This window comes from Burkholderia sp. AU31652 (assembly GCF_002223155.1).
GTDB lineage: Bacteria > Pseudomonadota > Gammaproteobacteria > Burkholderiales > Burkholderiaceae > Burkholderia.
In genome coordinates this window covers 1735089-1762074 of the sequence record NZ_NKFG01000003.1, presented here as the reverse complement: position 1 = coordinate 1762074, position 26986 = coordinate 1735089, and the positions used below count along the sequence as shown (strand labels likewise).

The window sequence follows — 26986 nt, the reverse complement described above, 5'->3', positions numbered from 1 at the left end:
AAGGGAACAAATCGACCAAAGAAGCGAGGACGGTCATGCGATCTGCCCGGATTGCACTGATGCTGACGATCGCGCTTGCCGGTCCGTATGCGTCGAACTTCGCGTATGCGCAGCGCCCCGAGCAGGGCGCATCGTCGCGCAAGCTGCCGCGCGGCAAAGCGCCGCAGTCCGATCGTACCGCCGAGATGACGGTTCGTTCCGCCGTGCCTCCCGATCTCGAACAGCGCCGCCGCGACGGGCACATGACGCCCGAGGAACGCCACCTTTTGCGCCAGCACATCGAAGACGCCGTTCGCGAGCTGTACAAGCGCTGACACGCCGTCTTTCGCCCGGAGCGACATACTTCGCGCGGAAAAGATTCGTAGCAATTTTTCCGTCAACTTTCGCCTGCCGATTGCCGTTGTACCGGCATCCGCACCGCCGGTGCGCTCCGGGAGTCCATGACGATGAAAGCGAACGCTGCCGCACCGGCGCCGTCGCCCGCCATGCAGTCGCCGCTCGATGCGGACGATGCATTGTTTTTCCTGAGTCGTACCGGTTTTTCTCCCGCGCCCGCCGATGTTGCGCGCGTCGTCGGCATGACGCGCGCGCAGGTCGTGGCCGACACGCTCGGCAACGTTCGCCGCGACCCCGTCACGACCTGGCCCGACTGGATCGCCGAGTTGCCGCCGACGCGCGCGCAGCGCCAGGCGCTGACGCCCGACATGCGGCGCGACGAGCAGCGCGAGCGCAACGTTCGGTACGATGCGCTGCGCGCGGCGTGGGTCAACGAGATGATCGTCACGCCGTCGCCGCTCACCGAGCGCATGACGCTGTTCTGGCACGGGCACTTCACGTCGGGGCAGGACAAGGTGCCTTACCCGCAGACGATGGCGGCGCAGAACGCGCTGTTTCGCCGCGAGGCGCTCGGCAACTTCGGCGTGCTGCTGCATGCGGTCGCGAAGGATCCGGCGATGCTGCAGTACCTCGATGGCGCGAGCAATCGCAAGGGGCGCCCGAACGAGAATTTCGCGCGCGAGGTGATGGAGTTGTTCACGCTCGGCGAAGGGCATTACACGCAAAACGACGTGACCGAAGCCGCGCGTGCGATGACGGGCTGGACGGTCGACCCCGATACGTATCGCTTCGAGGTTCGGCCGGATCTGCACGACGCCGGCGACAAGACGATCCTCGGCGAAACGGGGCCGTTCGATGGCGACGGCTTTCTCGACATCCTGCTGAAGCGGCCCGGTACCGCGCGTTTCATTGCGGCCAAGCTGTGGCGCGAGTTCGTGTCGGATACGCCCGATCCGGGCGCGCTCGATGCGGTGGCCGAACGGTTTCGTTCGAGCGGCTACGACATTCGCGCGGCGCTCGCCGCGCTGTGGTCGACCGACGCCTTCTGGGATCCTCGCAATCGCGGCGTGCTCGTCAAGTCCCCGGCGGAGTTCGTCGTCGGGTCGGTGCGGCTGTTCGAGGTTTCATACGGCGATCCGCAGATGCTCGCGAACACCGTGCGCACGCTCGGGCAGAACCTGTTCTATCCGCCGAACGTGAAGGGTTGGCCGGGCGGCGCGCTGTGGATCAACAGCACCACGCTGCTCGCGCGCAAGCAGTTCGTCGAGCAACTGTTCCGCGCGACGGAGACGGCCGGCATGCACCCGCCGGCGCATGCGATGGTGCCGCCGCCGAATGCCCGCGCGCATGCGATGCCGGTGGTCGAGACGGCGTCCGCTGCCGGCATGCACGGAACGCCTGCCAAGCCCGCGCGCGCCGGCCTGCGTTTCGACCTCGAGCGCTGGCTTGCGCAATATCGCGCGCGGCCGCAGGCGATCGCCGGTTTGTCGACCGAGCTTCAGTTGCAGCATGCGGTGCTGCAACTGTCGCCGGTCGCGGCGATCGATACGGATTCGACCGGCAGCGCGTATCTCGAGGCGCTGCTGATGGATCCGGCCTATCAACTGAAATGATTCGAACGACGATCAAGCGGGGAGCCGGTGCGGCAAAGGTGTCGGACGGTGAACCAAAGGATGCGCGATGAACCGACGTGATTTTCTGACGCTGACAGGCGCCGCGGCCGCGGCCGGCGTGTCGATGTGGCAGGCGCCTGCGATGGCGGCTGCCGTGGCGCAGGCGGGGCGCCAACCGGCGGCCGGGTACGCGAACGTGCTGATCCTCGTCGAGCTGAAGGGCGGCAATGACGGCCTCAACACGGTGGTGCCGTATGCGGACCCGCTGTATTACCAGTTCCGTCGCAGCATCGGCATCAAGCGCGAGCAGGTGCTGCAACTCGACGCGCACACGGGGCTGCATCCGTCGCTCGCGCCGTTGATGCCGCTGTGGCGCGACGGGCAGGTCGCGGTCGTGCAGGGCGTCGGCTATCCGCAGCCGAACCTGTCGCATTTCCGCTCGATCGAGATCTGGGATACCGCGTCGCGCTCGGATCAGTATCTGCACGAAGGCTGGCTGACGCGCACGTTCGCGCAGGCGCCCGTGCCGCCCGGTTTCGCGGCCGACGGCGTCGTGCTCGGCAGTGCCGAGATGGGGCCGCTCTCGAACGGTGCGCGTGCGATCGCGCTCGTCAATCCCGCGCAGTTCATTCGTGCGGCCCGGCTTGCCGAGCCGTCGTCGCTGCGCGAACAGAACCCCGCGCTCGCCCACATCATCGACGTCGAGAACGACATCGTGAAGGCGGCCGACCGGCTGCGTCCGCGCGGCGGGATGCGTGAATTCAGGACCGCCTTTCCGGCCGGCGCGTTCGGCACGTCGGTCAAGACCGCGATGCAGGTGCTGGCTGCGTGCGAAGCGTCCGGCCCGGGTGCGCAGGATGGCGTCGCGGTGCTGCGTCTGACGCTCAACGGCTTCGATACGCACCAGAACCAGCCGGGGCAGCAGGCTGCGCTGCTCAAGCAGTTCGCGGAAGGGATGAGCGCGATGCGCGGCGCGTTGATCGAACTCGGGCGCTGGAACCAGACGCTCGTGATGACGTATGCGGAATTCGGGCGGCGCGTGCGCGAGAACCAGAGCAACGGTACTGATCACGGCACGGCCGCGCCGCATTTCGTGATGGGCGGGCGCGTAGCCGGCGGGTTGTACGGTGCGCCGCCGGCGCTCGGTCGGCTCGACGGCAACGGCAACCTGCCCGTCGCGGTCGATTTCCGCCAGCTCTACGCGACCGTGCTCGGGCCATGGTGGGGGCTCGACGCGACCCGCGTGCTGCAGCAGCGCTTCGATACGCTGCCGTTGTTGAAGGCGTGAGGCGTGAGGCGTGAGGCGTGAGGATCAGCGGCGGCGCGCGGTGCGCCACGCGATCCACAGCTTGCGGATCGGCGTCAGCGCGATGCGCTGATGCAGCACCTGGTAGCCGTCGCGCGCGATTTCGTCGAGCAGCGAGCCGGCCAGCGCGATCTGCGCGCGCAGCGTGCGCTGGGCGCGGCGTTCCGATGCCGGGATCGCCGCTTCGGCGGCCACGAGCGCTTCGCGCGCGCGGGCCGTCTGGAATTGCAGCAATTCGGTGAAGGCCGGGCTGTAGCGGCGGTTCAGCAGATCGGCCGCGGTCACGTTGTAACGCTGCAGTTCGTCGATCGGCAGATAGATGCGGCCGTGGCGTGCGTCGTTGCCGAGATCCTGCACGAACTGCGCGAGCATCAGCGCGCGGCCGGCGTCCGCGGCCCACGGTTGCGGATCCGCCGGGTTTGGCGAACTTGCGCGCGCGACCAGCGACGCGAAGGTGCCGCCGACCTGTGCGATATAGCGCTGTAGGTTCGCGAAATCGAGGTAGCGTGCCTGTTCGAGATCCATCCCGTAACCGTTGACGAGCGTACGCAATGCATCGGCCTCGGCGGCGATCGCCGGATGATGCTGCGCGAGCGCCTTCGTGACCGGGTGCGATGGCTGCCCGTCGGCCAGTGCCGCGAGTTCCTTGTGCCACCACGCGAGCTTCGTGTGTCCGACGGTCGGGTCGCTGGTTTCCTTGACGGTTTCCTCGAGTTCGCGGCGCAGCGCGAACAGCGCGGTCAGGCGCGGCTGCGTGGCGTGCGGCGCCTGACGCAGCGCGTAGTAGACGCTGGAGCCCGCAGGGGCGGCCTTTTGCTGACAGTAGTCGTCGAAGTTCACGGGCGGAATCGTGTGGGGGGCGGGTTCGGGGGACGCGCGGCGGCGCGGTGCCGAAACGTCGAGCGCGGCATTCTAGCACCGCTGCACGACGGGTGCCGGCAGGGGCGAGACAAGCCCGCGCGGATCGGGTAGAATCTCGCGCTCGCCTGATCGGGCGTGCCGGTTACAAACCAACCGGCGCGATGTCCCGGGCGCGTGGTCATGCATCTTTCGTGCCGCGTGGTCAGGCGACAGAAATGCGCGTGAGTGGCGAAATTGGTAGACGCACCAGGTTTAGGTCCTGACGCCCGCAAGGGTGTGCCGGTTCGAGTCCGGCCTCACGCACCAACAGCTATAAAGTGAATCAACACCCTCTGTTGATTTACGGTAAATCAAGGGGTTAGCGGCCCTCACTGTACAGACATACAGCACAAATCAACGCTCTTGGGTGATAATTGGGGGATCGAGTACGCAAAATCTCCCCACGGCATTCCCCACGATGGTTTCAATTACCCCTACAAAGACGGTTTTGAAGGCAGCGCGAAGCTAAGGCGTGGGCGTCGGCGCGTGGACATATACGTGCCGACCCGTGTGCGCCCGATCCTTCAATCTGCGGAGGGTTGGCGGCCGAATTCGCGCTCTGTTCTCCGGGCAACGGCACGGATGCCATTACGGCGGCGCGGAAAGTGGAGCAGCGGCGAGTCGATCAACAAACGGAGAATGCCAACAACGCAAAGACTCAACGCGACGCGGCTCTGGCTGCTGAGTTTGCCGCTCGCGCCACCGCTGCAAGCCTGCGCGGTACGGTCGATTCCCTCGTCGCCCGCGCGCGTTCCGCCGCTGCCGGCGACGGCCCGGCAGGAGCCGACGCTATCGTTTTGTTTGCCGACGTGTTCGGGGAATCTGTCGAGCGAAATGAAGCGTTGGCAAGCGCGCTTGATCGGGCAAGAATCGCCGGAAACGAGTGTGCAGCAGACTGCGACGCCCTGACTGCCAGCCAATGAAGCGAAGCCCGCCTAGCGCGGGCTTCTTTGTCAGTTGTCGTCTGTTTCCGGGAACTCTGGGATGGTCGTCGGTGTTAGTCGGAAAGTTGACATACCAATGGCCCTAAGTCGCTGCGTGTAGCTCGGTCGGCTCGAATTACATGTTAACGTCTATTTTGAGGTTCAGTCACTGGATGCTCGCCAATTGATTGTGGTAAATCCTCCAGTAAGTCGGTCGAGTGATATTCGAGGATAATTTCGCCCTTCGTTAATCTCTCCGTCCAGTATCTCCCCGTCAGCTTTAATTTTGGTTTCTCGATAATCTGAAAAACCGCTGTTCCGTCATGTGGGATGCTCCTGTCGTTCAGGCTAACTCTTGGTTTGCTAGTATAAGAATACGCTACATTTTTAATTTGCCTGTCAGGGTCGATGAGAAACCCTTCAGAATAAGAGGAGCTTTCCATTTCGCTTGTGCGCATTACGCAACTAACATGAAAAAAAGACTGTTTTACGGTAAGCATTACGGGGATGGGGGGTGGTTTTTCTCCGGTTTGAGGGTTTTCCCAATCGGAGTAAATGTGGCCTATCCACGTCCCACTCAAATCTGGAAATGGTACGAGCCATCCTCTAAATGCCTTGAATCTCCATCCCCATTTGACAAATGCAGTAACAACCAAAAGATCGATGCTTACAACTTTTGGAACAAGGCCGAAGAAGTCCTTGATTTTTGAAAGATCGAGGCCATTTAAGTGGGCCAGCAAAAACCACGCTAAGGCGGAAACCCCAATAAGTAGATAAAGCGAGTTTTTAAGTGTGGCGTTTCGCATTATTTAAACTCAAAATAGTACCAGGCCGATTTTGCGAACTCCCGCCCATCTTGGCGCGTCCATTTTTGATGCGGATGAAATAAATAGAAGCAGCCGTTTGCCTCTACCCACCTACCAGTAGAAGGTTCATCGCCCTGAAGTTGACTCCAAATATGAAAAAGCATCGCTCGAAGGCAGGCCGTCCATGTTGAGTGGTCGAACACCGAATTCGGGCAATTAAACGCAAGGCATTCCATAAAAAATGACGGTAGCTCCCGAAATACGCCATCTGCCGCCATAGAATTTTCTATGCGTTTTAAAAGTCTTGCCGCCTTCTTGTATGCATAGCCCGTCTGTTTGTTCTTGGCAATGCCGTTCTCCAATTGTTGCGCGGGATAGTTGATGATGTTTTTGCCATCCGTCTTGAATATCTTAGTTCCATCTCTCGTTCCATTTTCAAAATAGTATCGGTAGCTAAAGCATGGAACGACATCGGCGTCAACTCGTGCAGATCCGGAATTTATCTGTATGGCTGTTGTTCCCGAAACATCCACTTGATTGGGAAATTTTGCTTTCAGGGCGGCAACAAGTTCTGATCTAAGTTTTTCTGGAGTCCATATCCCCTCGTATGGCTTTCCGGGTGGATGGTTGCCTGATTTTTCCTCCTCCCAATAAAGAGCGTCCGTGCATTCAACCGCAATATCTACGTCGCTATCTGCACGTACATTGGTGTTGTTGGCATAAGATCCCTTGGCATATATCTTCAAGGAGCAGTTATCAAAAGCAGAGTGCGACGTTATGGCGTCACGAATCATTCGTTCAGTCCGATCTTGTTTCTCTTGTTCAGAGTTGCTCGAAGGGCCTGTCCATCCAGATAGTTTGTCTTCCAGACTCATTTCTTTCCTTTTCGAATCGTTAACGGCTTTTGTGTGGATATCTGGGGTGTGGGGCGAGTGGTAACGGGTATTATCGTACCCAAAGCTCATAATTTCCAAGAATCTTGTCATCTACACATCAGCGTAACAACCTTCAATCTTCAGACACAAGAGCCATACCGCGGCAAACTGACGATGGATCAACCCGACGGCGAATCTCAGTAAGCGATTGGCGGCCAACGGTAGCGGTGGCTTCTAGCCGAAGTTCACGAAGTTCACGCAACCGGAGCGTGTGGACGAAAAGGGGAAGAAAAGGCGCAAACTCGACACAATGAACGGGCGCACGGAAACGGTCGGCGAGTCGCGTCTATTCCGCAAGTCTTGGCGGGAGGGGCGGCGGTCCTTGATTCCGGCACAGTGGATATTCGAGCCGTGCTATGAGACTGGCAAGAACGTGTGGCATCGGATCGGCCTAGCTGGCTGGCATCCGTATTGCGTGGCGGGCATCTGGAAGCGCTATGAGGATCAGGACGGCCGGTCTTTGATTGGCATGTCGATGTTGACCGTCAATGCGGACGGTCATCCCCTCATGTCCCGAATGCACAAACCGAACGACGAAAAGCGTTTCGTCGTGATCGTGCGGCCGGAGGACTATGCCGAGTGGCTGACGACGCCGAATATCGAGGCGGCGCGCGCGATGCTACAGCCACATCCAGCTGAGGGTATGGCCGCTGAACCGGCAATTTATTGAGGGATCGCGATGGTAGTATGTGCGCCACTACTAAACTACGGGGCGAGGCCGATACATGTTTGAACAGTTGCTTCCGATAACACCTGATCTGGTGACCGGTTTTATGGGGGTTTTCTCGCGCTATGAGTACGCGCTGAAGAATTCCGGTTTCGCTATCGGTGGCGAAAACAGGGTAGACCCAGACTGGGACGCATTTGCCCGCAGTATCGCGGACGAATTTGACAACCTGGACGAGCCCGGATTTCGCGAGGCAGCCACCTATCTCGTGACATCTCCGCCGCGAAAGCAGGTGCTGGTCGGTCAACGGCTCCATTGGAAAGAATCCCCGCCCGATGGTGCGCTCCGTGCCTCGGCTCAGGCTCTGCTGATGGTAAGGCGAGTGAGAAATAACCTATGCCACGGAGGCAAATTCTGGATACCGGACGACGAGCGTAGAGACCGTAATGAAAAGCTGGTGAAAGCGTCGCTCGCGGTTCTGCTCGCCTGCCTGCCTTTGAACGCTGGTGTGTACGGGACATTCGGCCCACTCTTTGGGGACGGAGCGCGTCTGTCCCAACTGGCGGCGTAGGCGGCGCGCCTACAGATCGATTTGCGCGCCAATTGCGCGCGTCTTGGAACGGTTGGTACAGGTTCTTCGCAACCGGTCAGTACCGGGCAAGTAGTGTTGCCAGCGCAACTACGCTCACGAAAATCTAATGGATAACTACCAAAACAATATTGCTCCTTCGGCCGCCGATGACTCCGCTGGATTCGTGTGCATGAAGCTCAATAAGCGCATCGATTCCCTCGCCAGCCCCGCCGGCACGGGGGGATTAATCGTGCCGCTCACTCCCCGTCCATTATTCGTACTGCTCGCGCTCGCGGAAGGTTCGAAGGACATTCGACCTAGCTACGGGTGGCCCCAGGATGCTGTCAATGCGCTCCGCTCTGCGAGTCCTGGCGGCTACGCTATCGCTGATCGCACCAAGGGCATCCCGGAGCGGACATACTGCTCCGCCGAGCCATACACGCTCGGGGGGCCGCGCCGAGCATACGTCCATATCCACGATGACTCAATCAGTGGTCGCAGTCTCAACATTCGCGATGCTGACCACGTCGCGGGCATGATCGAGATTGCGTGCACTGTACCTGTGGACCCGCGTCATGGCATGACCGGTTTGCATGGATTGAAGGAATCAGCAGTGTGTGATGCCGACGCACTTCAAGCGTCCTTTATGCGTCTCGGGCTCAAGCCCGGCGGGCCGCTCTTCGTGGTTGCTGCGTTGCTTCAGATCGACGGGACACGCGTGTCCGACGTGAATGAATTGACAGGCTCATGGGAACTAGTGGGAACATTACTGACCCCCGTGGTGCGGATGATGCCGGAACGGATTGGGCGACTGGAGGATCTAACCGGTCCAAGGCTGACCGAGCTTTACTCTGGACTTTGGGCGCTCGTTAAAGGCGCGGTAAATCGATGAGGCGAGGGGTTGGATAGCCGCGCAGTCCGAGGCTTGACGGTGTAGCGAGTTCGAGTCGTATGCCGATACTCGAAGCTACTCCCCAAAAAATACCCATCGATCGATGTTACCCTTTATTTGTGCGTCAGTTCGAGTTCGGCCTCACGCACCAGAAGTCGAATGCGCCTCAGTGAGGGGCCGTTCACCCAAAAGCGCTGTCGGTCGATTGACCGCAGCGCTTTTTTGTTGATGTCGGTGCTTTTCCCGGCACGAGCGCCGGGGCAAGCGGTGCGCGAATATTCGTGCCGCGTGTAATATCGTGTTCGCTTTCCCTATAAGAAACACAATTACGCCGAGGGCCATCGATGAAAAACACCGTCCGCGTTCCGATTTCCGTACTGGCGCTGATACTCGCTGCGCCGGCATTTGCCACGACGCCCGCCGACAACATAGCCTGGAGCGCAAAGCCAGTGCAGCGGTTCGTCATGCCCCCGGAGTGTTACGCCTACTCGAAGCGGCAGATTTCGAGTGATGAGTCGCTGACGACGGAACGTGTGCTGATAGCGGCCGCCAGGTTCCTGACCGGCACCGGGCCCACCCTCGTCATCGGCGGGAATCGGGGCACAGTCCCCGATCCGTGTGCGTCCTCCGGCCTGTGACCGGCCCGCAAGCGAACCGCGGGAATTCCCGCTTCATCTGAAACAAGCCGGATACCAGCGCCGCGCGTCGCCCGACCCGCGGCGCTGCGTCATTCCAGGCATGCCTATTCCCAGAAGCTCCGGATCGCGACCGCCACGATCACCGGCACCGAGAACACCAGCGGGATCGCGAAATATTGCGCTTCGCGATCGACGACCCAGCTATAGATCACCCACGCCGCGCCGATCGCGAACGTGATGAGGCCGACCGTCACGGCGGCGATGTTCAGGACCAGCTTCGAAGGCTGGCGGCGCGTCTTGGTATCGTCATTGTGATCGCGCGGGGACGATTTCATCGGAAGAGTGCGGCTTCGGGCCGGAACGGGGATAAAAGCACAGGAAACCCCATCCGCATCGATCGCGCAAGAGGGCCGGCGCCGGCCGGCCCTCGTCGCGTCCGCCGGCGCGCTACAACCCGAACGACGTAGCCAGTTCGTCGAGCAATTCGCGCTGGAACGCAACGAACCGTGCGCCCGGCTGCTGCGCGATCGCGAGGTCGAGCATCGGATCGGCGACGTCGGTGCGAACACCCGCCAGCGCCTCGACGATCGCGAGCCCGCAGAACGGCACGTACGCCTCCGAATAGCCGCCTTCGTGCACGATCACGAGCCGCCCGCCGCAATGGCGTTGCGCGGCCTCCTTCACCGCATGCGTCATGAACCGATAGCTGTCGGTATGCAACTGCATGCGTGCGAGCGGATCGACCGCGCTTGCGTCGAGGCCGCTCGCGACGATGATCAGATCGGGCCGGAAACGCTCCAGCGCCGGCAGCACGATTCGTTCGAACGCGTAGCGATACGCATCGTCGCCGCTGCCCGCGAGCAGCGGCACGTTCAGGTTCGCGCCGACGCCTGCGCCTTCGCCGCGGTCGTCGGCACCGCTGTAGCCGGGCGGGAAGCAGCGGTCCTGATGCAGCGAAATCGTCAGCGTGTCCGGATCGTCGTAGTAGATCGACTGCGTGCCGTTGCCGTGGTGCACGTCCCAGTCGATCACCGCGACGCGCTCGATGCCGTGTTTCGCGCGGGCGGCCTCGATCGCGATCGGGATGTTCGCCAGCAGGCAGAAGCCCATCGGGCGATCGCGCAGGCAATGATGGCCGGGCGGTCGTGACAGCGAGAAGGCGTTCGTCGCACGTTCGCCGAGGACCGTATCGACGGCCGCGATCGCGAGTCCGGCCGACAGCGCAGCGATCTCGTAGCTGCCCTTGCCGAACGGCGCGAGATCGCCGAGGTCGCCGCCGTTCGCGTCGCTGAGTGCGCGGAACGCGTCGAGATAGTGTGCGGGATGAATGCGCAGCAGATCGGCGGTCGAGGCCGGCTCGGCGCCGCGCAGGTCGAGCTGCGCGGCCAGGCCCGAGGCCTGCACGAGCGACAGGAAGCGGCGCTTCGAATCGGGCGATTCCGCGTAGCCCGCGCTCGACGGCGGCTGGACCCAGCCGCCGACCGGGAAGAACAGCGCGTGCGTGCCGCCGGTATGCCAGAAAGTGCGTTCGTCGGTGAAGAAGGCAGTGCGATTCATGGATGTGCGTGACCTGTCACGGTTGGGTGGAAATGGAAGGGCGCGTGCGGCGATCGATGTGGCGCAACGCCGCGAAAGACACGATTGCGACGGCCGTCGCGGCCGTGAACAGCGCGCGCATCGTGCCGCCCGCATCGAGCATCAGCCCGGCGAGCAGCGGGCCGGCCGCGAGGCCCGCGCCGATCACGAAATTGAGCGTGGCCACGAGGCGGCCCGACGTGTCGATCTGCGCGACGGTCGCGAGGATGAACGGCAGGACGAACGTCCACGCGAACTTGAACGCGAAGATCGCCGCGCTGTAGCCGCCGGCGTGCCGCATGACCGCGAGCGCGACGAGCGAGGCCGCCAGCAGCGCGTAACCGGCCGCGAGCATCGCGCGCCGCGCGAGCCGGCCGCCTGCGCACGACGCGAACGCCGCACCGGCGATCCCCATCACGCTTGCGATCGCGAGTACGTTGCCGGTCGACTGCGGATCGAGCCCGGCTTCGGTCGCGGCGCGGCTGGCGAACGTCCACACGCTGCCGATCGCGAGATAGAACGTCAGCACCGCGCCGATCGCGAGCACGACGAAGCTTTGCGGTGTCTGCGCCGCAGCGTTGCGCGCGTTCTGCGCGGGTGTGGCTCGCGTGCCCAGCGTGGACGGAAAGCCGCGCGACAGCGGCGCCGCGACCAGCGCGAGCGCGGCGAGTGCGACATACAGCGCGCGCAACCCGAACGCAGCGAACACATGCGGCAGCACGAACAGGCCGATCGCGCCCGCGATCAACTGGCCGACGACCCACAGGCCGTACACGCGGTCGCTGTTCTCGCTCGTCGCGGCGCTCGTCATGCAGAGCACCATCAGCGAGCCGCCGCCGAGCGCGGTGACGGCGCGCAGCGCGAGCAGCGCGACGAAGCCCGGCATCCACAGCGCGGTCAGCAGGTTGCCCGCGCCGAACAGCGCGATGGCGAACGCGGCGACGCGGCGCGCGTCGACCCGGCCGAGCCACAGGTACGACGGCACGGTCGCGAGGCTGAACGCGCCGAGTTCGACGAAGAAGTAGGTGCCGATCTGCGACGCGGACAGCCCGAGCTGCGTCGCGAGCTGGCCCGCGACCGCGGGTGCCACGAGCAGCAGCAGCGGCGTGATGGCCGCGAATACGACGAGCGCGACGAGCGTCGAGCGCGCGAAGGTCGATGCACGGCCGTCGGACGGGAGTGCGGCATCCGGTGAAAGGGTTTTCATGGCGGGTTCTCGTGTGGGGATCAGAACAGGTGGTACATGCCGACCATCGCGCCGAACTGCGATGCGCCGGCGAGCGGCGTCGGGTCGTATTCGTAGACGGTCTGCGAACTCTGGCCGCTGTTGCGTGCGTAGCCGAGGTTCACGTAGGCGACGGTGCGTTTCGACAGCGCATACGTGGTGCTCGCGATGAACAGCGTCGGGTGGCCGATTGCCGGCGTGCGCGAGTCGGTGTGGTAGACGCCCGCGTTCAGGCCGATCTCGCTCGACATCTGGTAGCGCGCACCGCCCCAGACGATCGTGCGTGCCGCGTCGAGATCGCCGGTCAGGCGTTCGACGCCCGCATAGACGGTGAGCGGCAGTGTGGCGAACGCATAGCGCGCGGCGAGCGTGCCGAGCTCGCGGCGGCGCGCCGACGTGTCGTCGGCCGCCGAAACCTCGCCATGTGCCTGATGCAGTACCGCGCTGACCGACAGGCCGTTGCTCGTGAACTGGCCGCCGAGTTCGAGCACGCGTCCGGCGCGCGTATTGCCGGCGACGCCGGACGTCGCGGCAAGCGCCTCCACGTCGAAGCCGGCGAACGTCGGCGACTGGTACTTGACCGAGTGATCGATGAAGTTCGCGGTCATCGGCACGATGACGCCCTGGCCGCTGTACGACGCATACCAGAGCGGGTCGTAGAACAGCGTCTTGTCGAACAGCACGCTGAACTGCCGGCCGAGCGTGACGGTGCCGACGGGCCCCGCGAGGCCGACGTACGCACCGCGGAAGAAGGCATAGCCGGGCACGGTCGCGGTGCCGTCGTTGAGGTTGAGGCCCTGTTCGAGCTTGAACAGCGCACGCCAGCCGCCGCCGAGATCCTCGTGACCCTTCAGCCCGATCTGCGAAGGCAGGATGCCGTAGTTCTGCAGTTGAACGGCCGAGTGGCGCCCGTCGGCATGCGTCAGGTATTGCACGCCGGCGTCGAGCGCGCCGTACAGCGTGAGACTCGACTGCGCGTGCGCGGCAGCGCTGCACGCGGCAAGCGTCGCGACGGCCGCGGCCGTGCGGATGAAGCGGGGTTTCGTCACGTGGGGTTCTCCATACCGTCCTGCATCGGTTTGTCGTTGGTGTCGTCGCGACGCAGTGTCCGCAGCGGGAAAACCTTCGAACAGTCGTACAGATGAACGGTGTGGAAAACCCGTGGTGCGCGACACACAAGCGGCGCGGTGCCGTCGCGCGGCGTGCTGCGGAGCAGCAACGTGCCGTGCACCGTTCAAATGGATGGGGCTGGCGCCCGTTCCGGCACCGTGGCCCGTCAAAAAAGCCGATCGCTATAATCGATCGGTGTCGTTGCGCACATCAGCAGCCCGAACGGGCAGGGGAGCGGAAGGTGAGGATCACGACGGATTTCGGGCAGGATCTCGATGCGCTGCGCGACGTGCCGGCCGCCATCGTGCTCGACGACTTCGCCTGGCCGCCGCTGCCGTCCCGGCGCGCCGATTTCGACGGTGTCACGCACGGTGATGCATCGCAGCGCGAACTCGGGCTGATGCTGCTCGACCTGTACGCGGTTGCCGCACGGTCCGGCATCGGCGAATTCGAATACCGCTTCTTTTCGCTGCTGCAGGCGCTCGTCCCGTTCGACGCCGCATGGACGGGCGTCGCGACTCACGTGCCGACCGGCCCGGTGATGCACAACAGCTTCCTGTACCGTCTGCCGCACGCATTCTTCAGCGACTGGAAGCGCGTGCGCGATTGCGACCCGCTCGCGCACCGCACGCTGCGCGGCGCGCATGGCCATGCGGTGCGGCTGTCGGTCGTAGAACCGGGGCTCGATGCCCGGTTTCGCGACTGGTGCGTGAAGTACGGGCTCGCACAACTGATGTGCGTGTGCACGCTCGATCGCCGGTTCGGCCTGACGACGTTCATGTCGATCTACCGCCAGGGCCTGAATCGCCCGTTCAGCGATGACGATGCACGCCGCTTCGAGGAAGTGATTCCGCATCTCGCGGCGGCGCTGACGATCAATCGCGCCGCGCAACTCACGCGCGAACGCGGCGAAACGGTCGTGCCGGCGGCGCGTGCACTGTGCGACAACTTCGGCGTGCTTCACCATGCCGATCACGGTTTCGACGACGTGCTGCGCACCGAATGGCCGGCATGGGCCGGTGCGCGCGTGCCGGAGCCGCTCGTCGCGCATTTGCGGCGCCAGTCGGGCCAGCCGTTCGTCGGCGATGCGCTGCGAATCCAGTGCGTGCCGGTTGCGGGCCTGTTCCAGATCGAGGCGCGGCCGCGCTCGCTGCTCGACCGGCTGAGCCCGCGCGAGCTCGCGGCGATCCGCTATTACGGCGCAGGGCGCTCGCACAAGGAAGTCGCGCAACAGATGGCGATTTCGCCGACGACCGTGCGCCACTACCTGCGCTGCGCGTACCGCAAGCTCGGCATGCACGACAAGAGCCAGATCGCCGGCGTGCTCGGCGCAACGGGCAGTGCGGCCGACGACGAGCCGGTGGAAGCCGGTGGCGAGTCGCGCTGAATTGCGCTGAGTCGCACGACCGCCGCACGTTGCATGCGGTCACGCGAATGGTTGTGCCCGCAACTATTGAGCGTTATGCTCGTCAGCTCCCAGGAGACGGAATTCCATCATGAACGACACGAATTCAGGGTCGGTGCGCGCGGCGGTGGTCGGGGTCGGCGCGATCGGCGGGTTGCTCGCGGCCGCGCTGTCGCGGGCCGGCATGACCGTGAGCGCGTATGCGCGTGGCGCGACGCTCGATGCGCTGAATGCGCACGGCGTGCGTGTGATCGACGAGGCGGGCGAGACAGCGTCGGTTCCGGTGCGGGCGAGCGACGATGCGGCCGCGCTCGGGGTCCAGGACTACGTGGTGATCGCCCTGAAGGCGCAGGCGTTGCCGGCGCTGGCCGCGCGCATCGCGCCGCTGGTCGGGCCGGACACCGTGATCGTCGCGGCGATGAACGGCCTGCCGTGGTGGTTCACGCACGGGCTCGAAGGGGCGCTCGACGGCGTGTCGCTCGATGCGGTCGATCCGGCCGGCGCGGTGTCGGCGGCGTTGCCGCCGGCGCAGGCGATCGGTTGCGTCGTGCACCTGTCGTCGAGTACCGACGCGCCGGGCATCGTGCGCCGTGGGCGCGGCAACCGGCTGATCGTCGGTGCGCCCGATCCGCGGCTTGACGTCGCCACGGCCCGGTTCGCCGCGGCGCTCGCCGCGGGCGGTTTCGACGTCGAGTCGACGCCCGCGATCCGGACCGAGATCTGGACGAAGCTGTGGGGCAACATGAACATGAATCCACTGAGCGCGCTGACGGGCTCGACGGCCGAGCAGCTGCTCGATGATCCGTTCACGCAGGATCTCGCGCTGCGGATGATGGAGGAGGCGGCGGCGATCGGCGCGAGGCTCGGTCTGTCGACGGGCATGAGCGGGCCCGAGCGGATCGCGGTCACGCGCAAGCTCGGCGCGTTCAAGACGTCGATGCTGCAGGATTTCGAAGCGGGGCGTGCGCTCGAGATCGGGCCGATCCTCGGCGTGTTCCCTGAACTCGGGCGCAAGCTCGGCGTGCCGACCCCGTATTGCGACGCGGTGCTCGGGCTGCTGCGCCAGCGCGCGGCGAACAGCGGGCTGTAGCGCGGGCGGGGCCGCTGCATGCGCGACGCGCCGCATGACGCAAAGCGGGCCGCCCGCGTCGCCGGTGAGGCGACCGGGGCGGCCCGTCAAATTCGTCGGATCAATACTGCGGGCGCCGTGCCCGTGTTGCGGCTCAGTCGTCCCGCTCGGTCGCGTGCGCGACGACCTTGTCGAGCAGCCGTTCGAACGTCTGGCGTTCGCTGTCGGACAGGCACGCAAGCAAGCCGTCGTTCCACTTGCGCACGATCGGCATGATCTTGCGATGCAGCGCGCGGCCGTCGGCGGTCAGCGCGATCAGCACGATCCGGCCATCCTCCTCGCTTGCGCTGCGCTCGAGCAGCCCCTGGCGCAGCAGCGCCTCGGCTGCCCGGCTCGCCTGGCTCTTGTCGAGGTTGGTGTGGCGTGCGAGATCCATGATCGAGAATGGGCCGAAGGCGCCGACGGCGGCGATCACGCGCGCCTCGGGCAGCGAGATGTCGAGCTTGTGCCGGTACACCTCGCCGATCCCGCGGTCGGATTGCTTCGTGAGCGCGTGGAGGCGATAGGTCAGAAACTGATCGAGCCCGGCTTGACGGCCTTTCATGTCGAATCCTGAAGAAAAAGGGCGGGCCCGATTGTTCCTGTATCGCGCGCTCGGGTCAACGGTCAGTGTGCGCCGTACTTCAGGCGTGTCAATTGCTCCGCTTCGTTCGCGAGCAGATTGGCCGCGTCGCGGATCGCGACGTCGAGCGTGATCGGCCCGGGAGCCGGCGAGAAGCAGCCGGAAAAATGTTCGGACAGGCGCGGCAGCGCCGCCGGGTCGACCGCCCCCGACAGCAGCGACGCCGGCACGCCGGCGGCCTGCGCGTGGCGGCACGCGATGAACGGCGCCTTGCCATGCAGCGTCTGCACGTCCGAGCGGCCTTCGCCGGTGATCAGCCAGTCGGCGCCGGTGAGCGCCGCATCGAGGCCGACCTGCCGCGCGACCACTTCGGCGCCCGCTTCGAACTGCGCGCCGAGCATGTGCAGCGCGAAACCGAGGCCGCCTGCCGCGCCGGCCCCCGGCAGGTCGCGGCTGCGACGGTCGAGGGCGGCTTCGAGGAGGTCGGCGAAGCGGGCGAGGGCGGCGTCGAGGGTCGCAACGTGCCCGGGCGTCACGCCCTTTTGCGGGCCGAACACGGCGGTCGCGCCGTGCGCGCCCGTCAGCGGGTTGTCGACGTCGGACATGCCGATGAATTCCGTTTCCTTCAGCCGCGGGTCGAGCCCCGACGCGTCGATGCGTGCGATATCGGCGAGCCGCGACGGCACGGGCTCGACCGGCTGGCCGGCCGCGTCGAAGCACTGCAGGCCGAGGCCTGCGAGCAGCCCGGCGCCCGCGTCGTTGGTGCTGCTGCCGCCGAGCGCGACGAAGAAGCGGCGCACGCCTTCGTCGAGCAGCGTGCGGATCGCCTCGCCCATCCCGCGCGTGCTGCGCGCGTCGACCGGCACGCTCATGCCGACCGGATCCGTAATGCCGACGATCTCCGCCGTCTCGACGATCGCGGTGCGCGCGTCGATCACGCCGACCGCCGCATCGCGTGCCGCGAGCGACGCGCCGGCCACCCGCAGTGCGCGCCGCGTGCCGCCGCCTGCCAGCATCGCGTCGAGCGTGCCTTCGCCGCCGTCGGCCATCGGGCAGCAGCGCACGACGGCGTCGGGCCGGGCCCGGCGGATGCCGGTGGCGATCGCGTCCGCGACCTGCTCGGCGGAAAGCGAGCCTTTGAACGAATCGGGCGCGATGACGACGACAGGCGCGGACGGGTGTTGCGGCATGGTGTCTCCGGAAGGCGTGATTGGTGTGAAGAATGGCGGGGCCGCGACGGCGGCGACCCTTCAATTGGAGCTTACAGGATGGCGGGCCCGTGGTGGATACGGCGTTCGGCATAGCGGCGATCCGCTTGCATTGCCGTGCAAAGGGCGGTTGACGCGGCGCGGACGCATGCGTGTCGCGCCGATCTGGCGGTGTGATGAAAATTGTTTGCTAGAATAGTCGATTCTTCCGGCCAAAGCCGTGCTCCGAGCCGCTTGCGCTAGCCATCCGGCGCGTGCAGGGATGGCGTGGCGCTCCGGCGCGGCGAGTGGATGTGACACACATCACGCCGCAGGCAGGCACGGCAAGGAAAACCCGATTCGCTCGAATAATTTTAGGACGATTGAAGCCATGGCTAACGTTGTTGAGAACCTCGGCAAGCTTGAACGCCGCGTGACGATTTCCCTGCCGAAAGACACCGTGCAGAAGGAAATCGACGCCCGTATCCAGAAACTCGCGAAGACCGTGCGCATGCCGGGTTTCCGCCCGGGCAAGGTGCCGGTGAAGATGGTCGCGCAACAGTACGCGGGTCAGGTCGAGGCGGAAGTGCTGAGCGACAAGATCGGCCAGGAATTCTTCACGATCAGCCGCGCGGAAAACCTGCGCGTCGCTGGCCAGCCGAGCTTCGAGCCGAAGCAGGAGCAGGCTGAAGGTGCATACGCGTTCGACGCGACGTTCGAGGTCTACCCGGAAGTCAAGATCGGCGATCTGGCGACGGCTGAAGTCGAGCGCTCGACGACGTCGATCGGCGACGCCGAAATCGACCGCACGCTGGACATCCTGCGCAAGCAGCGCGTGCACTTCCACGCACGTGGCGAAGCCGGCGAGCACGGCGACGGCGGCGCGGACACCGCAGCGAAGGACGGCGACCGCGTGACGGTCGACTTCGTCGGCAAGATCGACGACGTCGCGTTCCAGGGCGGCACGGCTGAAGATTTCCCGTTCGTGCTCGGCGAAGGCCGCATGCTGCCGGAATTCGAAACCGCAGCGCTGGGCCTGAAGGTCGGCGAATCGCGCACGTTCGACCTGGCGTTCCCGGAGGACTACCACGGCAAGGACGTCGCGGGCAAGACGGCGCAGTTCACGGTCACGATGAAGAAGATCGAGTGGCCGCACCTGCCGGAAATCGACGCTGAATTCGCGAAGTCGCTCGGCATCGAAGACGGCGACCTCACGAAGATGCGTGCCGAGATCAAGGAAAACCTCGAGCGCGAAGCGAAGCGTCGCACGCAGTCGATCGTCAAGAACCAGGTGATGGACGCGCTGCTGAAGATTTCCGAACTCGACGTGCCGAAGGCGCTGATCGAGCAGGATCAGCAACGCCTCGTCGAAATGGCTCGCCAGGATCTGGCGCAGCGTGGCGTGCCGAACGCGAAGGACGCACCGATCCCGGCCGAGATGTTCACCGAGCAGGCAGAACGCCGCGTGAAGCTGGGCCTCGTGCTGGCCGAGCTCGTGAAGTCGAACGGCCTCGAAGCGAAGCCGGAACAGATCCGCGCGGAAGTCGACGAGTTCGCGAAGAGCTACGAAGACCCGAAGGAAGTGGTCCGCTGGTATTATTCGAACCAGCAGCGCCTCGCCGAGATGGAAGCGTTCGTCGTTGAAAGCAACGTCGTCGATTTCGTGCTGGGCAAGGCGAAGGTGACGGACAAGGAAGTGAGCTTCGAAGCACTCGCGAGCGCGTCGGCGCAAGCGTAAGTGTTGCTCTAGCGGCGTGCCGGCTGTCGGAGCGACGGCCCGCACGCCGTTTTTACGTCAAGCGCACGGTTGCCATTAATATGGCGATTGAGCGGGCGGCTTCCTTCCGTTCAATTTTCCATTCGAACAAGGTTCATTGAATGATCACTCGCGCTGAATTGCTGGACATGCTTGCTTCGAACGCGCCGCAGGGTTTCGAGGCGCAAGCGCTGGGGCTGGTGCCGATCGTCGTCGAAACGAGCGGCCGCGGCGAGCGTTCGTACGATATCTACTCGCGTCTCCTGAAGGAGCGCCTGGTGTTCATGGTCGGCGAAGTGAACGACCAGACCGCCAACCTCGTGGTCGCGCAATTGCTGTTCCTCGAGAGCGAGAATCCCGACAAGGACATCAGCCTGTACATCAACAGCCCGGGCGGGTCGGTGTCGGCCGGCATGGCGATCTACGACACGATGCAGTTCATCAAGCCGGACGTGTCGACGCTGTGCATGGGCCTTGCGGCCAGCATGGGTGCGTTCCTGCTCGCGTCGGGTGCGAAGGGCAAGCGTTTCGCGCTGCCGAATTCGCGCGTGATGATTCACCAGCCGCTCGGCGGCGCACGCGGCCAGGCATCCGACATCGAGATCCAGGCACGCGAAATCCTCTACCTGAAGGAGCGGCTGAACCAGTTGCTCGCGCAGCACACGGGCCAGGACGTCGAGCGCATCGCGCGCGACACCGACCGTGATAACTTCATGTCGAGCGAGGACGCGAAGGCGTACGGGCTGATCGATCAGGTGCTGTTGAAGCGCCCGTGAGCTTAAACGGGGTGCCGCCCCGATTCGGGCGGCGCCCTCAAACGTCCCGAGTGCCCTGAGCATCTGCGGCAAGCGCATCCAGCCGGCTCCGGTCGCGCCCTAGGCGCGGCGTCCGGAGCAATCGGCGTATCATGTCATTTACCTGTCCGGAGGCTCTACATTCATGGCGGACAAAAAAGGTTCGAACAGCGAGAAGCTGTTGTATTGCTCGTTTTGCGGAAAGAGCCAGCATGAGGTGAAAAAACTCATCGCGGGCCCGTCGGTGTTCATCTGCGATGAATGCATCGACCTCTGCAACGAAATCATTCGCGACGAGGCGGCTGCCGCCGGCGTCGAGGCCAGCCTGTCCCGGTCGGATCTCCCGAGCCCGCAGGAAATTCGCGACATCCTCGATCAGTACGTGATCGGCCAGGAGCGCGCGAAGAAGATCCTCGCGGTGGCCGTGTACAACCACTACAAGCGCCTGAAGCATCTCGACAAGAAGGACGACGTCGAGCTGTCGAAGAGCAACATCCTGCTGATCGGCCCGACGGGCTCCGGCAAGACGCTGCTCGCGCAGACGCTCGCGCGGTTGCTCAACGTGCCGTTCGTGATCGCCGATGCGACGACGCTGACCGAAGCCGGCTACGTCGGCGAGGACGTCGAGAACATCATCCAGAAGCTGTTGCAGAACTGCAACTACGAGGTCGACAAGGCCCAGCGCGGGATCGTCTACATCGACGAAATCGACAAGATCAGCCGCAAGTCGGACAACCCGTCGATCACGCGCGACGTGTCGGGCGAGGGTGTCCAGCAGGCGCTGCTGAAGCTCGTCGAGGGCACGATGGCATCGGTGCCGCCGCAGGGCGGCCGCAAGCACCCGAACCAGGATTTCATCCAGGTCGACACGACCAACATCCTGTTCATTTGCGGCGGTGCATTCGACGGCCTCGAAAAGGTGATTACCGACCGTACCGAGAAAACCGGCATCGGCTTCGGCGCGACGGTCAAGAGCAAGCAGGAACGCGACGCGGGCGAAGTGCTGCGCGAAACGGAACCGGAAGACCTGATCAAATTCGGTCTGATCCCCGAATTGATCGGCCGCCTGCCGGTGGTCGCGACGCTCGGCAAGCTCGATGAAGCCGCGCTGATGAAGATCCTGGTCGAACCGAAGAATGCGCTCGTCAAGCAGTATCACAAGCTGTTCGCGATGGAGCGCGTCGAGCTGGAGATCCGGCCGGGCGCACTGCAGGCAGTCGCCCGCAAGGCGATCCGCCGCAAGACCGGCGCGCGCGGTTTGCGTTCGATCATCGAACAGGCATTGCTCGACGTGATGTACGAGCTGCCGACGATGAAAGGGGTCAGCAAGGTCATCATCGACGAGAACGTCATCGATGGCGACGGCAAGCCTTTGCTGATCTACGAGGACACGCCGAAGGTGGCGGGTTCGAACTGACCGGCTTGCCGAGACGATGTTCTGCGAAAAAGGCCGTTCATGAGACCGTGGGCGGCTTTTTTTCGTTTATCTTGTGGGTAACTCTGACTCGACACGCGGTGGTTACTTTCTTACCGAATATTTCCCGCACTTGAAGGCTTGCAATTCGTTGTGGCGGCCTCAATTACCGAACAATTGATTCCACTCATGGGGAAATGAAATGTCAGGCACCCAACTTCTCCCGCCGGAACGCATCACGCTCCCGCTGCTGCCGCTGCGGGATGTCGTCGTTTTCCCGCACATGGTGATTCCGCTCTTCGTGGGCCGGCCGAAATCGATCAAGGCCCTCGAAGCAGCGATGGAAGGCGGCAAGCACATCATGCTCGTCGCCCAGAAAACCGCGGCCAAGGACGAACCGACCGAAAAGGACATGTACGAGGTCGGTTGTATCGCCAACATCCTGCAGATGCTGAAGCTGCCGGACGGCACCGTGAAGGTGCTCGTCGAGGGCCTGCAGCGCGCGAAGGCGTTGTCGATCGAAGAGCAGGAAACGCAATTCTCCTGCGAAGTGATGCCGCTCGAACCCGATCACGCCGACAGCGCTGAAACGGAAGCGCTGCGCCGCGCGATCGTGTCGCAGTTCGACCAGTACGTGAAGCTGAACAAGAAGATCCCGCCGGAGATTCTCACGTCGCTGTCGGGCATCGACGAAGCGGGCCGCCTCGCCGACATGATCGCCGAGCGCCTGCCGCTGAAGCTCGACCAGAAGCAGCACATCCTCGAGATGTTCCCGGTCATCGAGCGCCTCGAGCACCTGCTCGCGCAGCTCGAAGCCGAGATCGACATCCTGCAGGTCGAAAAGCGCATCCGCGGGCGCGTGAAGCGCCAGATGGAAAAGAGCCAGCGCGAGTACTACCTGAACGAACAGGTCAAGGCGATCCAGAAGGAACTGGGCGAAGGCGAAGAGGGCGCGGATCTCGAGGAACTCGAGAAGCGCATCAACGCCGCGCGCATGCCGAAGGAAGCGAAGAAGAAGGCCGACGCCGAGCTGAAGAAGCTGAAGCTGATGTCGCCGATGTCGGCGGAAGCCACCGTCGTGCGCAACTACATCGACACGCTGATCGGCCTGCCGTGGCGCAAGAAGAGCAAGGTCAACAACGACCTGTCGAACGCCGAGCAGGTGCTCGACGAGGATCACTTCGGCCTCGAGAAGGTGAAGGAACGCATCCTCGAGTATCTCGCGGTCCAACAGCGCGTCGACAAGGTGAAGGCGCCGATCCTGTGCCTCGTCGGGCCCCCGGGCGTCGGCAAGACCTCGCTCGGCCAGTCGATCGCCCGCGCGACGAACCGCAAGTTCGTCCGGATGGCGCTCGGCGGCGTGCGTGACGAAGCCGAGATCCGTGGTCACCGCCGTACGTACATCGGTTCGATGCCGGGCAAGATCCTGCAGAGCCTCACGAAGGTCGGCGTGCGCAATCCGCTCTTCCTGCTCGACGAAGTCGACAAGATGGGCATGGATTTCCGCGGCGATCCGTCGTCGGCGCTGCTCGAAGTGCTCGATCCGGAACAGAACCACACGTTCGCCGACCACTACATCGAAGTCGACTTCGACCTGTCGGACGTGATGTTCGTCGCGACGTCGAACTCGCTGAACATCCCGCCGCCGCTGCTCGACCGGATGGAAGTGATCCGTCTGTCGGGTTACACGGAAGACGAGAAGGTCAGCATCGCCCAGCGTTACCTGCTGCCGAAGCAGAAGAAGAACAACGGGCTGAAGGAAGGCGAGATCGAGGTCACCGAGCAGGCGATCCGCGACATCATCCGCTACTACACGCGTGAAGCCGGTGTGCGTTCGCTCGAGCGGGAAGTGTCGAAGATCTGCCGCAAGGTCGTGAAGATGCTGCTGCTGAAGAAGGCATCGGGCGCGATCAAGGTCGACGGCGAAAACCTCGATACGTTCCTCGGCGTACGCAAGTACGACTTCGGCCTCGCGGCGAAGGAAAACCAGGTCGGTCAGGTGACGGGCCTCGCGTGGACGGAAGTCGGTGGCGATCTGCTGACGATCGAAGCCGCGGTGATGCCGGGCAAGGGCAACGTGATCCGTACGGGTTCGCTCGGCGACGTGATGAAGGAGTCGGTCGAGGCGGCACGTTCGGTCGTGCGCTCGCGCTCGCGTCGTCTCGGCATCAAGGACGAAGCGTTCGAGAAGCAGGACATCCACATCCACGTGCCGGAAGGCGCGACGCCGAAGGACGGTCCGTCCGCGGGTGGTGCGATGACGACCGCGCTGGTGTCGGTGCTGACGGGTATCCCCGTGCGTGCCGATGTCGCGATGACGGGCGAAATCACGCTGCGTGGTGAAGTCCTGCCGATCGGTGGTCTGAAGGAGAAGCTGCTCGCCGCGCATCGCGGTGGCATCAAGCTCGTGCTGATCCCGGAAGAGAACGTGAAGGATCTCGCCGAGATTCCGGACAACGTGAAGAACGCGATCGAGATCGTGCCGGTCCGCTGGATCGACAAGGTGCTGGAACTCGCGCTCGAGCGTTCGCCGACCCCGCTGCCGCCGGAAGAAGAGGCGAAGGCGGCGGCACCGGTCGCCGATGCGGCGAAGGATGCCGGCTCGACGGAATTCGTCAAGCACTAAGCATCGGGACATCGTCGTTCCTGACGGTTGTTCACGAAACCCGCGGCATGGCCGCGGGTTTTTTTATGCGTAGCCGAATCGTGTGCGCGAACGTTTAAAAAATTCGCGTCAGGGCTTTGCAAAATGATCGGGGATGAATTAAACTTGCGGGCTCGCTGGTTGTTGATGCCGAAACGCAGATCGCAGCCAGAACGAATCGGAAACGGGTGCTTAGCTCAGCTGGTAGAGCGGCGCCCTTACAAGGCGTAGGTCGGGGGTTCGAACCCCTCAGCACCCACCAGTTTCCTGATTCAGCCAGACCAAGGAGCGGTAGTTCAGTCGGTTAGAATACCGGCCTGTCACGCCGGGGGTCGCGGGTTCGAGTCCCGTCCGCTCCGCCAGAAAATGAAGAAGCCCGCCTTGTGCGGGCTTTTTCATTTGCGTTTAGGGCAGCGCCTGCAAGCGCAGCCGCGGCCTGCACGATGCAGGCGAGTCCCGTCCGCTCCGCCAGACAAACGAAAGTGCCCGCCGAGTGCGGGCACTTTCGTTTTGTGCGCCTGTTTGCCGCGCCGTACTCGCGGACGCTACGTCTGCTTTTCTCCCGTCCCACCCCGTATGTTGTAATATCGGACGTTTTGTCCAATTTTCCGGTCACGCATGCTCGATTTCTTCCGTAATCACCAGCGCCTGATGATGGCGCTCCTGCTCCTGATCGTGTTGCCGGGGCTGGGTTTCGTCGGGATCCAAGGCTTCCGCGGCTTCTTCGACGACAGCGCGAACGTCGCGGCAGTCAACGGGCACAAGATCACGCGGGTCGAATTCGACGGCGCGTTCCGTCAGCAGATCGACCAGGCGCGTCAGGCGCTCGGCGGGCAGTTCGACGTCAAGATGTTCGATACGCCCGAGCACCGCAAGCAGGTGCTCGACGGCCTGATCCAGCAACGCGTGCTGGCCGACGAGACCCAACGTCTGCACCTGACCGCATCCGACAACGCCGTGCGCGACGCGCTGATGAGCGACCCGATGATTGCGTCGCTGAAGAAGCCCGACGGTTCGATCGATGTCGAGCGCTATGCGCAATTGCTGTCGTTCCAGGGGATGACGCCCGAGCAGTATCAGGAGCGCGTGCGCTACAGCCTCGCTCTGCAACAGATTCCGGCCAGCATCGTGTCGAGCGCATTCACGCCGAAGAGCCTCGCGCAACGCCTGTCCGAACTCGCCGCGCAGCAGCGCGAAGTGCAGGCGCTCGTGCTGAAGACGAGCGACTTCGCCGCGAAGGTCCAGCCGACCGATGCGCAGCTCGCCGCGTACTATGACGCGCACAAGCAGAGCTTCGCGACGCCGGAGACCGCGACGATCCAGTACCTCGTGTATTCGCCTGCCGCAGCGGCCGCGAGCGCGCAGCCGACCGAGGCGGACATCAAGAAGTTCTACGACGATAACCCGACGCACTTCCGCACCGAAGCGCAGGTGCGCGTGAGCCACATCTTCATCGCCGCGCCGGGCAGCGCAAGCGCGGCCGACAAGGCTGCAGCGAAGACGAAGGCCGAGCAGCTGCTGGCCGACGTGAAGGCGCATCCGGACCAGTTCGCGCAGGTCGCGCAGAAGAGCTCGCAGGACGCACCGTCTGCCGCGAAGGGCGGCGACCTCGGCTTCATTACGCGTGGCTCGACGGCGGGCGGCAAGGCGTTCGACGATGCCGCGTTCGCGCTCAAGCAGGGCGACGTGAGCGGTGTCGTGCAGTCGGATCTCGGCTTCCACATCCTGAAGGCAACGGAAGTGAAGCCGGCCGCCGTCAAGCCGTTCGCCGACGTGAAGGACCAGATCGCAGTCGACCTCAAGCAGCAGTACGCATCGAAGGCGTTCACGGACAACGCGGAAGGTTTCACGTCCACCGTCTACGAAAAGGCGAAGACGCTGCAGCCGGCCGCGGACAAGTACAAGCTGACGATCCAGACGGCCACCGTCACGCCGACGCCGAATCCGCAGCTGCCGCCGACGAGCCCGTTGAACAATCCGAAGTTCCTGGCCGCCGTGTTCGCCAACGACTCGGTGAAGAGCCAGAACAACACGCAGGCGATCGACGTCGGCAACAACACGCTGATCTCGGCGCGCGTGACCGACTACAAGCCGGCCGCCGTGCCCGCGCTCGACGCGATCAAGGACGTCGTGCGCCAGAAGGTCGTGGCCGAACAGGCTGCCGAACTCGCGAAGAAGGACGGCGCGGCGAAGCTTGCCGAACTGCAGAAGTCGAAATCGGTCGACGGGTTCGCGGCCGCGCAGAAGGTGTCGCGCACGCAGTCACAGGGCCTGACGCCGGCTGCACTGAGCGCCGTGTACAAGGTCGATGCGAAGACGCTGCCGGCGTACGTCGGTGTCGATCTCGGCGCGGACGGCTACGCGATCTACCGCGTGAGCGCGGTGATCCCGGGTTCGGCGGTCGATCCGCAGCAACTGGCCGCCGCGCAGCAGCAGATGGCGCAGGTCGACGCGCAGAGCGAAGGCGAAGCGTATCTTGCTGCGCTGCGTGACCGCTCGAAGGTGAAGCTGTACGGTACGACGGCCAGCCAGTCGCAGGACGGCGACAACTGAGCGTCGTTTCGCACGCAACAAAAAGCCCCGCTTCATGCGGGGCTT

General features: G+C 64.0%; 23 protein-coding genes, 3 tRNA genes and 1 pseudogene. 18 read left to right on the top strand and 9 right to left on the bottom strand.

Annotated elements, in window-relative coordinates:
- Positions 1 to 35: 35 nt before the first annotated feature.
- From CFB40_RS10710 to CFB40_RS10700, 3 genes are all read left to right on the top strand, one after another.
- A complete protein-coding gene (locus CFB40_RS10710) occupies positions 36 to 314 on the top strand; it encodes a hypothetical protein (RefSeq protein WP_011352385.1) in 279 nt (92 codons plus the stop codon).
- 132 nt (positions 315 to 446) lie between these two features.
- Complete coding sequence (locus CFB40_RS10705; protein ID WP_089431439.1) at positions 447 to 1949, top strand: DUF1800 domain-containing protein; 1503 nt, start codon at positions 447 to 449, stop codon at positions 1947 to 1949.
- Positions 1950 to 2016: 67 nt separating this feature from the next.
- Positions 2017 to 3237, top strand: coding sequence for a DUF1501 domain-containing protein (locus CFB40_RS10700; RefSeq protein WP_089431207.1), 1221 nt, complete (start codon positions 2017 to 2019; stop codon positions 3235 to 3237).
- Positions 3238 to 3261: 24 nt separating this feature from the next.
- On the opposite strand, the gene hpnD is transcribed toward CFB40_RS10700, so the two are convergent.
- The gene (gene hpnD / locus CFB40_RS10695; protein WP_089425636.1) at positions 3262 to 4095 is read right to left on the bottom strand and encodes a presqualene diphosphate synthase HpnD; all 834 of its coding nucleotides are present in this window, start codon (positions 4093 to 4095) and stop codon (positions 3262 to 3264) included.
- A gap of 240 nt (positions 4096 to 4335) precedes the next feature.
- Between hpnD and CFB40_RS10690 the strand changes: the two genes are divergently transcribed.
- Positions 4336 to 4422, top strand: a tRNA-Leu gene (locus CFB40_RS10690).
- Between the two features lie 272 nt (positions 4423 to 4694).
- A complete protein-coding gene (locus CFB40_RS10685; protein WP_179255266.1) occupies positions 4695 to 5078 on the top strand; it encodes a DUF2514 family protein in 384 nt (127 codons plus the stop codon).
- A 143-nt stretch (positions 5079 to 5221) separates the two neighbouring features.
- On the opposite strand, the gene CFB40_RS10680 is transcribed toward CFB40_RS10685, so the two are convergent.
- Positions 5222 to 5884, bottom strand: coding sequence for a hypothetical protein (locus CFB40_RS10680; protein ID WP_089431205.1), 663 nt, complete (start codon positions 5882 to 5884; stop codon positions 5222 to 5224).
- Entirely contained in the window at positions 5884 to 6759 is an 876-nt protein-coding gene (locus tag CFB40_RS10675) for a nucleotidyltransferase domain-containing protein (RefSeq protein ID WP_089431204.1), read from the bottom strand. The genes CFB40_RS10680 and CFB40_RS10675 overlap by 1 nt, the downstream gene beginning before the upstream one ends.
- Before the next feature lie 250 nt (positions 6760 to 7009).
- Between CFB40_RS10675 and CFB40_RS10670 the strand changes: the two are divergent.
- The 4 genes and pseudogenes from CFB40_RS10670 to CFB40_RS10665 all read left to right on the top strand — a co-directional run.
- Positions 7010 to 7489: pseudogene (locus CFB40_RS10670) on the top strand (SOS response-associated peptidase family protein); the annotation flags it as partial.
- A gap of 55 nt (positions 7490 to 7544) precedes the next feature.
- Positions 7545 to 8057, top strand: a complete 513-nt coding sequence (locus tag CFB40_RS37900; protein WP_143329837.1) for a hypothetical protein — start codon at positions 7545 to 7547, stop codon at positions 8055 to 8057.
- Between the two features lie 127 nt (positions 8058 to 8184).
- Entirely contained in the window at positions 8185 to 8949 is a 765-nt protein-coding gene (locus CFB40_RS37895; protein ID WP_143329836.1) for a hypothetical protein, read from the top strand.
- Positions 8950 to 9293: 344 nt separating this feature from the next.
- On the top strand, positions 9294 to 9587 hold the full coding sequence (locus CFB40_RS10665; RefSeq protein ID WP_089431203.1) for a hypothetical protein: 294 nt from the start codon (positions 9294 to 9296) through the stop codon (positions 9585 to 9587).
- Between the two features lie 104 nt (positions 9588 to 9691).
- On the opposite strand, the gene CFB40_RS10660 is transcribed toward CFB40_RS10665, so the two are convergent.
- From CFB40_RS10660 to CFB40_RS10645, 4 genes are all read right to left on the bottom strand, one after another.
- The gene (locus tag CFB40_RS10660; protein WP_089425634.1) at positions 9692 to 9922 is read right to left on the bottom strand and encodes a hypothetical protein; all 231 of its coding nucleotides are present in this window, start codon (positions 9920 to 9922) and stop codon (positions 9692 to 9694) included.
- Positions 9923 to 10034: 112 nt separating this feature from the next.
- A complete protein-coding gene (locus CFB40_RS10655) occupies positions 10035 to 11144 on the bottom strand; it encodes a class II histone deacetylase (protein ID WP_089431202.1) in 1110 nt (369 codons plus the stop codon).
- 16 nt (positions 11145 to 11160) lie between these two features.
- Positions 11161 to 12369: an MFS transporter gene (locus CFB40_RS10650; protein WP_089425632.1), complete on the bottom strand. Its 1209-nt coding sequence runs from the start codon at positions 12367 to 12369 to the stop codon at positions 11161 to 11163.
- Between the two features lie 20 nt (positions 12370 to 12389).
- Positions 12390 to 13436: a porin gene (locus tag CFB40_RS10645; RefSeq protein WP_089431201.1), complete on the bottom strand. Its 1047-nt coding sequence runs from the start codon at positions 13434 to 13436 to the stop codon at positions 12390 to 12392.
- A gap of 302 nt (positions 13437 to 13738) precedes the next feature.
- Between CFB40_RS10645 and CFB40_RS10635 the strand changes: the two genes are divergently transcribed.
- Entirely contained in the window at positions 13739 to 14884 is a 1146-nt protein-coding gene (locus tag CFB40_RS10635; RefSeq protein WP_089431199.1) for a helix-turn-helix transcriptional regulator, read from the top strand.
- Between the two features lie 109 nt (positions 14885 to 14993).
- Complete coding sequence (locus CFB40_RS10630; protein ID WP_089431198.1) at positions 14994 to 15992, top strand: 2-dehydropantoate 2-reductase; 999 nt, start codon at positions 14994 to 14996, stop codon at positions 15990 to 15992.
- Positions 15993 to 16125: 133 nt separating this feature from the next.
- On the opposite strand, the gene CFB40_RS10625 is transcribed toward CFB40_RS10630, so the two are convergent.
- Together CFB40_RS10625 and CFB40_RS10620 are read right to left on the bottom strand one after the other, a co-directional pair.
- Entirely contained in the window at positions 16126 to 16575 is a 450-nt protein-coding gene (locus CFB40_RS10625; protein WP_089431197.1) for a MarR family winged helix-turn-helix transcriptional regulator, read from the bottom strand.
- 62 nt (positions 16576 to 16637) lie between these two features.
- The gene (locus tag CFB40_RS10620) at positions 16638 to 17783 is read right to left on the bottom strand and encodes a glycerate kinase (RefSeq protein WP_089431196.1); all 1146 of its coding nucleotides are present in this window, start codon (positions 17781 to 17783) and stop codon (positions 16638 to 16640) included.
- Positions 17784 to 18171: 388 nt separating this feature from the next.
- On the opposite strand from CFB40_RS10620, the gene tig reads away from it, so the two are divergent.
- The 7 genes from tig to CFB40_RS10585 all read left to right on the top strand — a co-directional run bounded on the left by tig (position 18172) and on the right by CFB40_RS10585 (position 26941).
- Positions 18172 to 19518: a trigger factor gene (gene tig / locus CFB40_RS10615; protein ID WP_089425625.1), complete on the top strand. Its 1347-nt coding sequence runs from the start codon at positions 18172 to 18174 to the stop codon at positions 19516 to 19518.
- 140 nt (positions 19519 to 19658) lie between these two features.
- Complete coding sequence (gene clpP, locus CFB40_RS10610; RefSeq protein WP_010092137.1) at positions 19659 to 20312, top strand: ATP-dependent Clp endopeptidase proteolytic subunit ClpP; 654 nt, start codon at positions 19659 to 19661, stop codon at positions 20310 to 20312.
- Between the two features lie 163 nt (positions 20313 to 20475).
- The gene (gene clpX / locus CFB40_RS10605) at positions 20476 to 21747 is read left to right on the top strand and encodes an ATP-dependent Clp protease ATP-binding subunit ClpX (RefSeq protein ID WP_006489345.1); all 1272 of its coding nucleotides are present in this window, start codon (positions 20476 to 20478) and stop codon (positions 21745 to 21747) included.
- A gap of 199 nt (positions 21748 to 21946) precedes the next feature.
- On the top strand, positions 21947 to 24370 hold the full coding sequence (gene lon / locus CFB40_RS10600) for an endopeptidase La (protein WP_011352361.1): 2424 nt from the start codon (positions 21947 to 21949) through the stop codon (positions 24368 to 24370).
- Positions 24371 to 24574: 204 nt separating this feature from the next.
- Positions 24575 to 24650, top strand: a tRNA-Val gene (locus tag CFB40_RS10595).
- 23 nt (positions 24651 to 24673) lie between these two features.
- Positions 24674 to 24750: transfer RNA gene (locus tag CFB40_RS10590), tRNA-Asp, on the top strand.
- A 256-nt stretch (positions 24751 to 25006) separates the two neighbouring features.
- Entirely contained in the window at positions 25007 to 26941 is a 1935-nt protein-coding gene (locus CFB40_RS10585; RefSeq protein ID WP_089431195.1) for a SurA N-terminal domain-containing protein, read from the top strand.
- Positions 26942 to 26986 lie beyond the last annotated feature (45 nt).

Excerpts from the sequence above, each read along its gene's own strand:
- CFB40_RS10650 (WP_089425632.1), bottom strand. The coding sequence starts at position 12,369 with ATGAAAACCCTTTCACCGGATGCCGCACTCCCGTCCGACGGCCGTGCA.
- lon (WP_011352361.1), top strand. The coding sequence starts at position 21,947 with ATGTCAGGCACCCAACTTCTCCCGCCGGAACGCATCACGCTCCCGCTG.
- clpP (WP_010092137.1), top strand. The coding sequence starts at position 19,659 with ATGATCACTCGCGCTGAATTGCTGGACATGCTTGCTTCGAACGCGCCG.
- CFB40_RS10680 (WP_089431205.1), bottom strand. The coding sequence starts at position 5,884 with ATGCGAAACGCCACACTTAAAAACTCGCTTTATCTACTTATTGGGGTT.
- CFB40_RS10660 (WP_089425634.1), bottom strand. The coding sequence starts at position 9,922 with ATGAAATCGTCCCCGCGCGATCACAATGACGATACCAAGACGCGCCGC.
- CFB40_RS10585 (WP_089431195.1), top strand. The coding sequence starts at position 25,007 with ATGCTCGATTTCTTCCGTAATCACCAGCGCCTGATGATGGCGCTCCTG.
- CFB40_RS10700 (WP_089431207.1), top strand. The coding sequence starts at position 2,017 with ATGAACCGACGTGATTTTCTGACGCTGACAGGCGCCGCGGCCGCGGCC.
- CFB40_RS10675 (WP_089431204.1), bottom strand. The coding sequence starts at position 6,759 with ATGAGTCTGGAAGACAAACTATCTGGATGGACAGGCCCTTCGAGCAAC.
- CFB40_RS10630 (WP_089431198.1), top strand. The coding sequence starts at position 14,994 with ATGAACGACACGAATTCAGGGTCGGTGCGCGCGGCGGTGGTCGGGGTC.
- tig (WP_089425625.1), top strand. The coding sequence starts at position 18,172 with ATGGCTAACGTTGTTGAGAACCTCGGCAAGCTTGAACGCCGCGTGACG.
- CFB40_RS10705 (WP_089431439.1), top strand. The coding sequence starts at position 447 with ATGAAAGCGAACGCTGCCGCACCGGCGCCGTCGCCCGCCATGCAGTCG.
- CFB40_RS10625 (WP_089431197.1), bottom strand. The coding sequence starts at position 16,575 with ATGAAAGGCCGTCAAGCCGGGCTCGATCAGTTTCTGACCTATCGCCTC.
- CFB40_RS10655 (WP_089431202.1), bottom strand. The coding sequence starts at position 11,144 with ATGAATCGCACTGCCTTCTTCACCGACGAACGCACTTTCTGGCATACC.
- CFB40_RS10665 (WP_089431203.1), top strand. The coding sequence starts at position 9,294 with ATGAAAAACACCGTCCGCGTTCCGATTTCCGTACTGGCGCTGATACTC.
- CFB40_RS10710 (WP_011352385.1), top strand. The coding sequence starts at position 36 with ATGCGATCTGCCCGGATTGCACTGATGCTGACGATCGCGCTTGCCGGT.
- clpX (WP_006489345.1), top strand. The coding sequence starts at position 20,476 with ATGGCGGACAAAAAAGGTTCGAACAGCGAGAAGCTGTTGTATTGCTCG.
- CFB40_RS10620 (WP_089431196.1), bottom strand. The coding sequence starts at position 17,783 with ATGCCGCAACACCCGTCCGCGCCTGTCGTCGTCATCGCGCCCGATTCG.
- CFB40_RS37900 (WP_143329837.1), top strand. The coding sequence starts at position 7,545 with ATGTTTGAACAGTTGCTTCCGATAACACCTGATCTGGTGACCGGTTTT.
- CFB40_RS37895 (WP_143329836.1), top strand. The coding sequence starts at position 8,185 with ATGGATAACTACCAAAACAATATTGCTCCTTCGGCCGCCGATGACTCC.